This window comes from Laedolimicola ammoniilytica (assembly GCF_025567165.1).
Classification (GTDB): Bacteria; Bacillota; Clostridia; order Lachnospirales; family Lachnospiraceae; genus Laedolimicola; species Laedolimicola ammoniilytica.
On sequence record NZ_JAOQKC010000009.1, the window covers coordinates 146938 to 160199 of the forward strand.

Here is a 13262-nt window from a genome sequence, read left to right on the forward strand (position 1 = left end):
CGTGAAAATATGGAACAGAAAGAATTAAAAATCGGAGATTTGACACTCAAAAGACCCATTTTCCAGGGCGGCATGGGAGTCGGCGTGAGTCTCGGCGGCCTGGCGGGCGCAGTGGCGGCGGCAGGCGGGGCGGGAGCCATCTCTGCGGCCCAGATCGGCTTTCGGGAACCGGATTTTGATACCCATACAGTGGAAGCCAATCTGCGGGCCATGGAGAAGGAGCTGAAAAAAGCCCGGAAAATCGCAAAGGGCGGCGTGGTAGGCTTTAATATCATGGTGGCCATGCAGCACTACGCAGATTATGTAAGGCAGGCTGTGAAAGCCGGAGCGGACTTTATCGTATCCGGAGCGGGTCTTCCTGTGGATTTGCCAGGCTATGCGGCCGGAAGCGATGTGAAGCTGGCCCCCATTGTCTCCACGGAGAAATCTGCTGCCGTAATTCTCAAATACTGGGCAAGAAAATGGAAACGGGTGCCGGATTTTCTGGTCATCGAGGGACCGAAGGCCGGAGGACATTTAGGGTTTACGAAGGAGCAGCTTCACCTTTTTGACGCAGCGGCCTATGGGGAAGAAGTAAAACGAATCATCGCGAGGGCGCGGGAATATGAAGTGAAATTTGGAAGAAAAATTCCCGTGGTGCTGGGCGGAGGCGTCAGCAGCCGGGAAAAAGCGAAAGAGGCATTTGCGCTGGGCGCGGACGCCATTCAGGTGGCGAGCCGTTTCGTGACTACGGCAGAATGTGACGCGGACGAGCGCTATAAGCAGGCTTATATCAGCGCCCGGGAAGAGGACGTCATGCTCATAAAAAGTCCGGTGGGTATGCCGGGCCGCGCCATCCGCAATTCTTTTGCCGAACGGATTATGGGCGGGGAAAAGCTTCCGCCAAAGCGCTGCCGTGGCTGCATCAAGGGCTGTAAGCCTGCCGAAATTCCCTACTGCATAACCGAAGCATTGATTCAGGCTGTGAAAGGCGATACAGAGAACGGCCTTTTGTTCTGCGGAGCAGACGCCTGGAAAGCGGAACGGATGGAGACGGTGCAGGAGGTCATAGACGATCTGGTGTAAACGGATCATCGCGTAACTGATGACTTTTCGAACTGTAAAAATTGTGTTATAATAACACCTGTGTGTGCAGAAATGCTCTGCTCATACAGGTGTTATTTTCGTTGCGAAGTATCTGTAAGGAGAAATTACTTTGAATTTATTTTCCAAAAATCACAATAAAAGAACCCGCTTCACCCGTATGTGTATCGGCGAGGCGGTTTTTGCCCTGATGGATAAAAAGGAATATGAGAAAATCAAGGTGTCGGACATCGTAAAGCGGGCCGGCGTGTCCCGGGTGACCTTTTATCATTATTATGAGACAAAGGAGGACGCGCTGACTGATTTCTTTCACGAGATCGTGGCGGGCTATATCCGCGAATGCAGGGAGGAGCAGGTGGGACGTTTCCATGACCGGAGCAGCATCATTTTTGCGCTTAAATATTTCGATCGCTATTCGGTGTTTATCCTGAAGCTGGTGGACGCGAAGCTCCACTACATCATCCAGGACGCCATGAACGATTACATGATGAAGCGCATCATGCCCCATTATAAAATCCCGGTCTACGAACTCTATTTCTATGGCGGAGCATTGCTGAATGTGTTTATTCAGTGGGAGAAAAACGGAAAGCGGGAGCCGGCGGAAATGATCGCGGATCAGATTACGAGTTATTGTTCACTGCGTTCACAATAACAATTAAAACCGACTATAGAAGGAGAATGAAGTGCAGTTTTTATATGAGATACCGGCAGAATTCTGGAGCCTGTTCCGCTCGGGCAACCGGGATGTATACATCGAGGCTCTGCTGGCCATCAATGACGAATACCAATACAACAATTATTTCCTGAGTAAAGAGGCCTGCGCCCAGATCCTGACGGAAATGTGCCGGGAAGCCTCCTGGAATTTCGAGCGGGAGGAGGACGAGACCGAGGAAGAGGAGAAGAGCGCATTGCCGGGCCGGATTTTAAGCTGGCTGCTGCGCCACAAATGGCTGCGGCGGGTGGAGGATTACACGACCATGACGGTCAATATCGTAATCCCCGATTATGCGGCGGTACTGATCGACGCCTTCGACCGCCTGGTCAACGAACAGATGGAGGAGACGCAAATTTACATCCAGAATGTGTACGCCACCCTCTTTTCCTATAAAAATGACCGGCGGAAAAGCCTGTCCATGCTGAAGACGGCCCTGGTCAACACGAAGAAGCTGAACAAGGCTCTGCAGGACATGCTTCACAACATGGATACATTTTTTGAACGCCTGCTGGAGCAAAAGGATTATAAGAATCTGTTGAAAGAGCATCTGGACGGCTACGTGGAGACGGCGGTACAGCAGAAGTACCATATCCTGAAGACCAGCGACAATTTCTACATTTACAAGACGGATATCAAGCGGTGTCTCCGGGAACTTCGGGAGGATCCGGATGTGGCCCCGGAGCAGGAGGGAGAGATGCTGGAACTGGTGGATCAGATCGAGCGCGGCTTCGACGACATCGAGCACCGCATCGCCAATATGGACCGGGAGCACAGCAAATACATCCGGGCCACGGTGAGCCGCCTGAATTATCTCTTAAGTGACGAAACCGAGCGCCACGGCCTGCTGGTGCAGCTTTTAAATCATCTGGGAGCCGATCAGGAGCCGGAGGAGCAGCTGGAAAAGATCACACAGGTGGCGGAGCGTATGCAGCTTACCGGCATCTCGGTGCTGAACGAACAGCCCCTGTACCGGCAGCGGCGTAAGAAGCGGTTTGAGGACGACCTGACCGTGGAGGAGAAACCGAAGGAGCTGTCCCGGGAAGAAATTCTGGAGATGAACCAGATCCGCCACCGATTTACCAGAAAGGAAATCGAGGACTTTATCGGGGCCCATATGGAGGACGGAGTGCTGGAGACCGACCACATCAGTCTTAAAAATGACGAGGATTTCGAAAAGCTGATTCTGGCCTACGACCTGTCCGTGCGGCGCAAGAGCCCCTACCGGGTGGTGGTGCAGGAGGAGCAGCTGGAAGACGGAGGCTACCGGTACCCGAAGATGGCATTTTTTATGCAAAAAACCGAATGACAGCAGGAAAAAGCAGAGAAAGAGGATTAGGAACACGATATGTTGGAGCAATACCAGGAATGGAACACGATAGAACAGGAAACCATGCAGGAGGTCATCCGGAGGCTTTTATCCCAGACCTTTCTGCTGGACCGGAAATACGATAAAAAGAGCGGCCGGATGGCCTCCGATCGGGAGTATGAATTCTGCGCCGACCATATGGCATTTTTAACGGAATACTTTGCCGTGGCCGGAATCACCATTCACCAGAATTACGAGCTGGGAATTATTTACATTCAAGGCGCGGAGAAGCAGGGCGAGCGGTTGACCAAGCTGACGACCCTGTATCTGCTGCTCCTGAAGCTGATTTACGATGAAAAAATGGCGGCGGTGTCAGGCAGCACCCAAGCCTTTACCACGGTGGGCGAGCTGAACGGGAAGCTGGGCGAATTCCGCTTGGTGCGGGGGCTGCCCTCGATTACCGAGCAGAAGCGCGCCTTTGCGGCCCTGAAAAAATATCAGATGGTGGATCTGCTGGACGGCCTGGAGGAGATGGGCGAGGCCTGCAGAATCCTGATTTACCCCAGCGTGAATCTGGCGCTTCTGAGGGAGGACGCGGCAGAGCTGGTACACACATTTGAGGAGACAGAAGAGGAGTCGGAAGATGGAACAGCAGACACAGGCTTATAAAATATTTACGAAAATCGGGCTCAACAACTGGCACTACATCGACCGGAAGGTCTTAAGCCTCAACGAGAGCATCAACTTTTTCACCGGACATTCCGGCAGCGGCAAGTCTACGGTCATCGACGCCATGCAGATCGTCCTGTACGCCAATACCGATGGCCGGGGTTTCTTTAACAAGGCGGCGGCGGATGACTCCGACCGAAGCCTGATCGAGTACCTGCGGGGTATGATCAACATCGGTGAAAATAACCAGATTTCCTATCGGAGAAATCGGAACTTTTCCTCTACCATCGTGCTGGAAATGGAGCAGAGCGCCACGAAGGAGAAGGAGTGCGTTGGCGTGGTCTTTGACGTGGACACCTCCAACAATCAAATTGGCCGTCTGTTCTTCTGGCATAAGGGCGGCATGATTCCGGGGGATTACCGGACCGGGGAGCGCACCATGACCACCGGCGAGGTGCGGGAATATCTGCAGAAGCATTTTCCCAAAGAGGAGTACTTTTATACATCCAATAACGAGCGCTTCCGCCGGAACCTCTACGACGTCTACCTGGGCGGCCTGGATATGGAGAAATTCCCGCGTCTGTTCAAACGGGCGATTCCCTTCCGCATGAATATTAGGCTGGAAGATTTTGTAAAAGAATACATCTGCATGGAGCAGGACATCCACATCGAGGATATGCAGGAGAGCGTGCAGCTCTATGGCCGCATGTGCCGGAAAATCGAGGCCGCCATGCGGGAAATCCAGGAGCTGGCCCGGATCGGGGAGCAGTATCAGGCCTTTGCCGCGGAGCAGGAGAAGCAGGCCGCGCTCGGTTACCGGCAGGAGAAGCTTAAAGTGCTGCAGCTTCGGGAAGAGATCCGCAAAACCCAGGAGCAGCTGGGGCTGTGGCAGGCGGATCTGGCCCTTCTGAAGGAGAAGGAGCAGGAGATCGGGGGCGAGTCAGATGACCTGGAGCGTCAGTACCATGAGATCAACATCCAGCTCACCGATACCGGCTATGCCCTTCTGGAGGAGAAGCTGCGGAACCTGGAGGAGGCTTATGCCCGTCTGGGCCGAAGCGAGGAGAAATGGAACGCCCTGGGCGCGAGGCTGGAGTCCTGGGAGCATGTGGAAAGCGTGTCCAACCAGGCTTTGAATGATATCGAGAAATTTCAGACCGGAAAAATCACAGCGGAGGAGATTGCAAGACTGAAAAAATCTCTGGCCGGGGTACACGGGGAGGCCGACGGCGAGCAGCGCGAGGCGGCTTCCGAGATGCGGACCCTGAAGAAGGAGACGAGGCTTATCGAGAGCGAGCTTGCGGAGTTGCGTTCCGGTAAGACCTCCTATCCGAAGGAGCTGACCTATGCCCGGGCGGAAATCGAACGCCAGCTGTACGAAAGTCTCGGAAAACGGGTGCAGGTGCGGATTCTGGCGGATCTTTTGGAGATTCGCGATGAAAAATGGCGCAACGCCATCGAGGGCTTCCTGGCATGGAACAAGCTGGCCCTGATCGTGGAGCCGAAGTACGTGAAGGACGCCATGGCTGTATACGAGACCCTGGATCCGAAAAAATACTGGCGGGTTTCCGTGGTAGACACGGAGCGCCTGATGAAGGAAGAGCAGCATGTGAAGCCGGGCGCATTGGCCGAAGAGGTGAAGGCGGGAGAGGCTTACGTGAAGGCTTATGTGGATTTTCTGCTGGGAAATGTGCAGAAATGCGAGAATACAGAGGAACTCAGACAGTGCCGCATCGGTGTGACCGCGGATTGCCGCCTGTACCAGAATTATCAGCTGCGCCGCCTGAATCCCGATAATTATACGAAATTTGCCTACATCGGTGAGAAGAGTAAGCAGCAGCGCCAGAAGGAGCTGTCCGCCCAGCTTGAAAAGCTGAATGAGAAAATCGAGAAGTTCAAGAAAGCAGAAAATGTGGCGTCTGAGATTCTGGCCCATGAGTATCTGTCCGACGCCACGGAGGAGTACCAGAGACTCCTGGAGGATGTGAAAGAGAAGCAGCAGAAGGAGAAGGAGCTTGCGGATCTGAAGAACCGGATGGAAGAGCTGAACTCCGGCATCGTGGAGGAGCTGAAGACGAAGAGAACCGAGATTACGGAGAAGCAGAACGCCGTAAAGGAGGAGCTCGATCGGGTGAAGCGCCAGATCTGGGATAAGGAACGTTCCCTCGAAAATGGAAGCGCCGGCCTCACCGGTAAAAATGAGGAGCTGGTGGAGGCGGAGCGGGCCCTTCGCGGTTCCCGGAAGGACGAAGAGGCCTTTGAGATTTACATCGGAGAATATAAGAATCCCCGTTACGCGCGTCTCCTGGAGGAGACCGCCGCGGCCATCGAGCAGGCAGCGGAGGAATGTGGGAAGCAGAAGAGCGCCCTGGTAGAGGTGCGGACCGCCTACCTGAAAAATCATCCCCAGCGGGATTTCTCCGCGTCTGCCGAGGACAACAGCGATTATCAGAAGCTGCTTTCACAGCTTCAGTGCGGCGAGCTGGAAGACTATAAGAAAAAGGCCGGAGCCCAGGCGAAATCCGCGGTGGAGCATTTTAAAGAAGACTTTATCTACAAGATTCGAAGCGCCATCCGGGAGGCTTATGTGCGCCGGGACGAGCTGAACCGCATCATCCGGAATCTGGATTTCGGCAAGGACCGCTACCAGTTCCGCATTGGCCGCAGCAAAGGCCGGGACGGCGAATTTTACGATATGTTCATGGATGAAGATCTGGATATCGATCCGTCCACTCTGTCCGTGTCCGTAGATCATCAGATGAACCTGTTTTCCATGAGCCATGAAAATAAGTACGGACACATGATCAGCGAGCTTCTGGATCTCTTCATTCCACCGGAGAACGCTACGGCTGCAGAGCTGGAGGAGGCCCGGAAGAACATGGAGAAATATGCGGATTACCGGACTTATCTGTCCTTCGAGATGGAACAGATCGTGGAGGGCGACGAGCAGCGTCTGGTCATCGGCCTCAGCAAAATGATCAAGAAGAATTCCGGAGGCGAGGGTCAGAACCCGCTGTACATTGCGCTTCTGGCCAGCTTCGCCCAGGCCTACCGCATCAACCTGTCTGCCCGGGCGTCCAGACGGCCCACGATTCGTCTGGTAGTGCTGGACGAGGCCTTTTCCAAGATGGACGCCGAGAAGGTGGCAAGCTGTATCGATCTGATTCGGAGTCTGGGCTTCCAGGCCATCATCAGCGCCACCAACGACAAGATCCAGAACTACATCGAAAATGTGGACAAGACCTTCGTGTACGCGAACCTGAATAAGAAGAACATTTCCATTCAGGAGTTTGAAAAGAAGGATTTTGGCGAGCTGGTGACGGAGGAATAAGAGACAGGCTGCGACAGGAGAATCGAGCCCCTGCTGTACGATGGAAAATATGGGAATACAAATGCCGGGGTATCCGGAAGGAAAGGGGAAGGTATGAGGAGAGAGAAGAGAGAACGGGAAGAGCGGCCCAGGAGACGGGTAGGCTTTAAGACAATTCTGCATTTTATCGAGATTGTAGTGATAGCGGCAGCCGTCGTGTTCGTGGCGAACCGCTTTGCGCCGAAGAACGAGACGCAGATCACCAGCAGCTTCATCAGCGACAAGCTGGATATGGTCAGCGAGCTGACCACGGCCAAGCTAACTTACAACGGGCTGGTCTACTACTCTGACGGCAGCATACCGCTGTTGACCCAGAAGTCCTTCACCATGACCTACCGGGCCGAAGTGAGGGCCGGCGTGGACCTGTCCCAGGCGGACATCAAAATCACCGACAAGGAGGTTCGGCTGACCCTCCCGGCAGTCCAGATTCTGGACACCGTGGTGGATTCTGATTCCATCCAGTTCTACGATGAGAAAGCCGCCCTCCTGAACTGGGGCAAGAAAACCGACGTCCTGGACGGCATGACCGCGGCCCAGAAAGATGTAGAAGAAAAAGCCGACTTTGACAGCCTGAAAGCCGAAGCGAAGACTCAGACCAGGCAGCTGCTTACAGGGCTCTTTGCAGGCGCTATCGGGGAGCGGGAGCTGGTGGTGAGGTTTTCGGAGTAGACGCAAAAAGGGTTGACACTTATGGACAGAGCGAAAGGTTCATACGTGTCAACCTTTTTGTATGAAAATGTAAATTAACGATATATCGTCAGTGCAGAAGAATAGTTCTCGATAAATTCATTCCTTAACTCATCAGGGCTGAGAATCTCAGCGTCCGCTCCGAAAGAGAAGAAATAGTTGAATGCTTGACGCAGAGAGCAGTCAAATACATAGACATCATCGGTAGAAAGAGCTTCTATTTTTTCGGGACGGGAAGATAATTTTGAACGATAAATTCTTTTTCCCTCATCTGTCAGTTTTACCGTGATTTGTTCCGGCTTACCGATAAGATAGGCGGCAGAATACTTTGTAATCTGTTTTTCAATATGAGAGATTTCTTTTTTATTTAAGTAAAAGGTTTGCTCAAGTACTGTCAGATGGTTTAATCTTGCCATAGAAAAAGAAGCAATGATTTTGTCACTGTCATTCTGTCCGGCTTTTCTGGAATAACAAACCAGATAGGAACGAGTATGAAGCGGATCGGAGAGAATCCGATAAGGATAAACATAAAAGAGCTGTTCCTGGTCAGATAATTGCTTATCGCCTAAAGTAACTTTGATTTTTAACACCTGTTTTCGTAGACATGCATTTTCTATTTTGTTATATAGCTCTTGTTTATAAATTCGTTCCCGTTCAATAAAAGGCAGAGAACAGTATTCCTCTATCACAGAACGGATATAGTGACCGGGGCGGCTATAGTATTTTTCTTCATTACAGTCATCTAGCAGATATTCGATATTAGATTTGGAAAAATGGTAGAGCTTGCTTTGGCCTTTTAAAGAGAGATAAAAGGTGTTTTTTTCAATTAATCTTTTCTCCTCAGAAGAGAGAATCTGTTCTATAGCTATTTGCTTATTTTTGTCATCTAATTCAGAGCCAGAAAAAAGTTGTTCTAATTCCAGTTTTCGTTTTTGTAAATAATTTGAAATAGAGGCACAAGCCTGGGTTTTATAATTGGAAAATACGGTATTGATAAAAGAAGTAGCTAGTTCCGGTGGATATGTAATGGAAACATTGCAGGCGGCTCTCTGGTGTCTGGTGAAGACAGATAATTATAAAGCGTGTGTGTTAAAGGCCGTTAATCTGGGGAGGAATACTGATACTACAGCGGCGGTTGCAGGCGGATTGGCAGGAATTTTATATGGATATGATGGTATTCCTGCTGAATGGATGGAAAAATTGCAGAGAAAAGATATGATAGAAAATATATTGAATTGGAATTAATAGAAATGAAAATAAAAGTATGAAATAAAAAATGGAAGGAATTTCAAATGACTGAAAAACAAAGAATGTGGGTCTGTGAAACTTTGGAGCGGATTAAATTCAGAATAAAGAGGATGACGTTTCCTGCAAAGTATGCTAAGATAATTCCAGAATTCCTATGTATCAAAAGGAGAGATGCCCAATGCTGAATGTTTACTACGGCCCAATGAAGGAAGCTATTTTCAATACGGCGATTTATTTTAAAAACAGGTATGAGGATAGTTGGATTACAGATCCCTTCGCAAAAGAGATGATAAGGGATGTGGATAAATCTGAGGTGTTGGGAGGAGGCGTGATAGACAGCCCGGTTCTCGGGAAAATAGCGCCTGTCAGCTTGTCTGGTGGTGTAAAAACCTTGCTCCTGCTTAAGAACGAGCCGGATAAAATATTTAATGCGTCTACCTGCGGCGATAATTGTGCCAAATGGATTTTGAAAATGGCGGAGAAGCAGGAGCTTACCATTAATCTGCGTCATTTGATGAATTTTGGCGATGGAGCTTTTACTATTCGGATTTTAAATACCAACCAGGTGGTTCGCAGCATGAAGGAACTGGTGCCGATTGCGGGTTTATATGTCTGAGAGGAGAAGAGATGAAAGGACAGCACAGAATTGTAATACGAAATAAGCGTATACAATATGATTTTGTACTTAAGAGAAATCTCACCGTTATCCGTGGGGACAGCGCGACGGGGAAAACCACTCTGATCGATATGGTGCGGGAATTTGATGAAAACGGGGAAGCCAGTGGCGTCACTTTGCAATGTGACAAAGCCTGTACAACTCTGTCCGGAAAAAGATGGGAAATAGAATTACAGGAGATACGCAACAGTATCGTGTTCATAGACGAGGGAAACGAATTCATTTTTACAAATGAGTTTGCAGCCTGTATTCAGAAAACCGACAATTACTATGTGATAGCGACCCGGGAGGGAATTCCTTCGCTTCCTTACAGTGTGAATGAGATTTACGGAATACGTAATTCGGGTAAATATGGGGAACTGAAGCAGACATATCAGGAGTTTTATCACCTGTATAATGTGGAAGATTATCGTAAAAACATAAAACCATACCAGATTCTTACGGAGGATTCGAATTCAGGCTATCAGTTTTTTAAGACAGTTTCAGGCAGAAAAGGAATAGAATGTAAGAGTGCAGAGGGAAAGTCTAATATATTTGCGGTAGCATCGGAATATATGAAACAGGAGCAAGCACAATCATTGGTGATTATTGCCGACGGAGCTGCATTTGGCTCAGAAATGGAGAAGATTACAAATTTGATTCGAGGGCACCAGGAGATTGTACTGTATCTGCCGGAATCCTTTGAATGGCTGATTTTGAAAGCAAATCTGATAGAAGATAAGGAAATTTCATTGGTTCTGAATGCACCGGAAGATTATATTGAAAGTGAAAAGTATTTTAGCTGGGAGAGATTTTTTACTGCATTTTTGATACAGAAGACAAGAGACAGCTATCTGCGTTACGCAAAAAAAGAATTGAATTCATCGTATTTGAATGAAAAAATAAGGGAAAGAATTTTGGACGTAATAGAACGGATAGAGTTAGACTAAGGGAGAGGACTTATAAGGTATCAGGCCTTATAGGTCCTTTTGGTATATCAGGGTAGGTAAAAAAGAAAAGCCCGAAAGCATTCCGCTTTCAGGCTTCTTAGCAGGGGATGAGAGAATCGAACTCCCACTAAGGGTTTTGGAGACCCCTGTCATGCCATTTGACCAATCCCCTGTATCAAATGTGCTTAATATTTATACCATGAAAAGGGGTGGAATGTCAAGTGTTATTTTTGAAATAAATGAAATTTGAAAAAAATAAAGGAAGCTCTTGTCAAAATTATTATAAATTGGTAAAATAGCAATGTCGATAAAGAATATGTAAAGTCGGAATGACGGGTGTTCTGTCGGCATGGTTTGTTTTTTACACGATATGCAGCGCGGTGTCTTCCGCGGCTGTTCACGAAAGATAAAGGTCTGGATTTCAGTTCGAAATCAACACACCCAAAGTACGCCCGAAGGGCGAAGTATGCAAAAATGTAACAGAAAAAAGCTATTCTATTCCCTTGCAGGAAGGAGAAGGAAAACGTATAATGAAAAGGAGAGAACCGGATCGGGAAGAAGGAGAACCTTGTCTGGAGTGTAAAGCGACCGTATTGAATATCAATGCAGGCCGGAATAATGACATGATGCGGAAATGCCGTAGATTATCAGATTATGCGGAGTTCATCGCGCAGATTCGCTGGAAGATGGATGAAGGCTGGTCCCTGGAAGAGGCAACGGAGATTAGCATCAAGCGGTGCATTGACAGGGGAATATTGGCAGATATCCTGACAAAACATGGAATGGAGGTGTGCAGGATGATACTGACAGAGTATGACGAACAGGAAGAACGGGAATATCAGAGAGCAGAAGGCCGAGCAGAAGGCCGTGCAGAAGGCCTGGCAGAAGGGGCTGCTCAGAAATTGTTATCCCAGCTCAAAAAGAAATATGCCAAGGGAAAAGCTCTCGCTCAGATAGCGGACGAAGTGGAAGAAGACGTAGAAAGCATCCGGCCGCTGTACGATTTGGTAGTGAAATACCCGGATAAGACGGCAGAAGAATTGTCGGATATGCTTATCAGGGAATAGTGACAGGTAAAGCCTGTTAATTCTATAAAATCATATCATTTTTCAAATCGCAAAATAAGTGCTATAGTAAATGTGATTGAGAAAAATTACGAACACAAAGGAGAAAAACGATGTCAGCATTAACCATCAGCGCAGACGAGGAAAAACGCCTGAAAGGCCAGGGCTTCCTGAATAATAAGGGCACGGATAACTTTTCCGCCCGGGTTCTCACAGTGAACGGCAAGGTGACTGCGGCCCAGCAGCGGTGCCTGGCGGAGGCGGCGGAGCAGTTCGGCAACGGGAATCTGACCTTTACTACCCGACAGACTGTAGAGGTACAGGGCATCCCCTATGAGAAGATTGAGGCGTTCCGGGCTTATATCGCAAAGGAAGGACTGGAGACCGGCGGAACCGGCCCGAAGGTGCGCCCGGTGGTATCCTGCAAGGGAACCACCTGCCAGTACGGCCTTCTGGATTCCTTCGCCATTTCCGAGGAGATTCATGAGCGGTTCTACAAGGGCTATCACGATGTGAAGCTGCCCCATAAGTTCAAGATCGCGGTGGGCGGTTGTCCGAACAACTGTGTAAAGCCGAACCTGAACGATCTGGGTATCATCGGCCAGAGCGTCCCGAATTTCGATGAGTCTGTCTGCAAGGGCTGTAAAAAATGCGCCATCGAGGCTGTCTGTCCCATGGGCGCGGCTAAGGTCGTGGATAAGAAGCTCCACATCGACCCGGAGGTCTGCATTCACTGCGGCCGCTGCCGCGGCAAATGCCATTTTGACGCCATGAAGGAAAGCACCTATGGCTTCAAGATCTATATCGGAGGCCGCTGGGGAAAGAAGATTTCTCATGGCCGGGCACTCGGTAAAGTGTTCACATCCAAAGAGGAAGCCATGGACGTCATCGAGCGCGCCATCCTGTTCTTCAGGGATAATGGTCTGCCCGGCGAGCGCTTCGCCGAGACCATCGAGCGCCTGGGCTTCGAGAACGTGGAAAAAGCATTGCTGGGATAAGCTCCCTATTTATAAAAAGGGAAACCCCATAGGGTATATTTTATTGACGAAAGCCCGTCTGTATGCTACACTGACAAAGGTATAAAGCAGAGAGTATGCGATCCGCATAAAACAGGGGAATCAGGTGAGATGCCTGAGCGATCCGGTCACTGTAAGCAGCGTAGCTGTAAGCCAGGATACCTGGTCTCTGTGGAACATGGACAGGCTTCCGTGGAAAGCGGTTCCGGATAGATATGACACACAGTTGATATCAGGTAACGAACAAGGGAGAGATCTGTCAAAGCAGATCTTTTTTTGTGTCATAGGGAACTTCGTCCTATGACACAAAAAAAGTGCTCCGGGGGATCGTACTGCGGCGGAGGGGCAGTATGTCGCTTACGCGACCCGCCGCAGGCGGAGAATCCTGCGTTGCAGGATTCTATTCTTGCTTTATAGGAAAGACCGCCTCCGGCGCTCTCTTGAACGAAAAAGGCCCGCGCGGAGGCGGGCATGAAAACGGGACGGTTGTGAAATTAGA

12 protein-coding genes, 1 tRNA gene and 1 riboswitch are annotated in these 13262 nt (G+C 49.7%); of the genes, 11 read left to right on the plus strand and 2 right to left on the minus strand.

Features of this window, described 5'->3' with window-relative positions:
* Window positions 1–9 precede the first annotated feature (9 nt).
* The 6 genes from OCV63_RS08595 (at window position 10) to OCV63_RS08620 (ending at window position 7812) form a co-directional block, all read left to right on the plus strand.
* Window positions 10–1065, plus strand: a complete 1056-nt coding sequence (locus tag OCV63_RS08595; protein WP_158363429.1) for an NAD(P)H-dependent flavin oxidoreductase — start codon at window positions 10–12, stop codon at window positions 1063–1065.
* A 130-nt stretch (window positions 1066–1195) separates the two neighbouring features.
* On the plus strand, window positions 1196–1735 hold the full coding sequence (locus OCV63_RS08600) for a TetR/AcrR family transcriptional regulator (RefSeq protein ID WP_158363430.1): 540 nt from the start codon (window positions 1196–1198) through the stop codon (window positions 1733–1735).
* A 31-nt stretch (window positions 1736–1766) separates the two neighbouring features.
* Window positions 1767–3104, plus strand: a complete 1338-nt coding sequence (locus tag OCV63_RS08605; protein ID WP_158363431.1) for a Wadjet anti-phage system protein JetA family protein — start codon at window positions 1767–1769, stop codon at window positions 3102–3104.
* 39 nt (window positions 3105–3143) lie between these two features.
* The gene (locus OCV63_RS08610) at window positions 3144–3773 is read left to right on the plus strand and encodes a DUF4194 domain-containing protein (protein ID WP_158363432.1); all 630 of its coding nucleotides are present in this window, start codon (window positions 3144–3146) and stop codon (window positions 3771–3773) included.
* The gene (locus OCV63_RS08615) at window positions 3748–7104 is read left to right on the plus strand and encodes an ATP-binding protein (RefSeq protein WP_158363433.1); all 3357 of its coding nucleotides are present in this window, start codon (window positions 3748–3750) and stop codon (window positions 7102–7104) included. The genes OCV63_RS08610 and OCV63_RS08615 overlap by 26 nt, the downstream gene beginning before the upstream one ends.
* Before the next feature lie 93 nt (window positions 7105–7197).
* Window positions 7198–7812, plus strand: coding sequence for a DUF4230 domain-containing protein (locus tag OCV63_RS08620; RefSeq protein ID WP_158363434.1), 615 nt, complete (start codon window positions 7198–7200; stop codon window positions 7810–7812).
* Window positions 7813–7886: 74 nt separating this feature from the next.
* Here OCV63_RS08620 and OCV63_RS08625 read toward each other — a convergent pair whose 3' ends face one another.
* Complete coding sequence (locus tag OCV63_RS08625) at window positions 7887–8420, minus strand: WYL domain-containing protein (protein WP_470365367.1); 534 nt, start codon at window positions 8418–8420, stop codon at window positions 7887–7889.
* Window positions 8421–8820: 400 nt separating this feature from the next.
* Here OCV63_RS08625 and OCV63_RS08630 point away from each other — a divergent pair, with 400 nt between their 5' ends.
* The 3 genes from OCV63_RS08630 to OCV63_RS08640 all read left to right on the plus strand — a co-directional run bounded on the left by OCV63_RS08630 (window position 8821) and on the right by OCV63_RS08640 (window position 10683).
* Entirely contained in the window at window positions 8821–9075 is a 255-nt protein-coding gene (locus OCV63_RS08630) for an ADP-ribosylglycohydrolase family protein (protein ID WP_158363444.1), read from the plus strand.
* 181 nt (window positions 9076–9256) lie between these two features.
* On the plus strand, window positions 9257–9694 hold the full coding sequence (locus OCV63_RS08635; protein WP_158363445.1) for a DUF4869 domain-containing protein: 438 nt from the start codon (window positions 9257–9259) through the stop codon (window positions 9692–9694).
* A 254-nt stretch (window positions 9695–9948) separates the two neighbouring features.
* On the plus strand, window positions 9949–10683 hold the full coding sequence (locus OCV63_RS08640; protein WP_317245825.1) for a translation initiation factor 2: 735 nt from the start codon (window positions 9949–9951) through the stop codon (window positions 10681–10683).
* A 101-nt stretch (window positions 10684–10784) separates the two neighbouring features.
* Here the strand turns inward: OCV63_RS08640 and OCV63_RS08645 are convergent.
* Window positions 10785–10855 (minus strand) — tRNA-Trp (locus OCV63_RS08645).
* A gap of 358 nt (window positions 10856–11213) precedes the next feature.
* Here OCV63_RS08645 and OCV63_RS08650 point away from each other — a divergent pair.
* Both OCV63_RS08650 and OCV63_RS08655 read left to right on the plus strand, forming a co-directional pair.
* On the plus strand, window positions 11214–11750 hold the full coding sequence (locus OCV63_RS08650) for a hypothetical protein (protein WP_158363437.1): 537 nt from the start codon (window positions 11214–11216) through the stop codon (window positions 11748–11750).
* A gap of 110 nt (window positions 11751–11860) precedes the next feature.
* Complete coding sequence (locus OCV63_RS08655; protein WP_158363438.1) at window positions 11861–12745, plus strand: 4Fe-4S dicluster domain-containing protein; 885 nt, start codon at window positions 11861–11863, stop codon at window positions 12743–12745.
* A gap of 74 nt (window positions 12746–12819) precedes the next feature.
* Window positions 12820–12947: riboswitch (cobalamin riboswitch) on the plus strand.
* Window positions 12948–13262 lie beyond the last annotated feature (315 nt).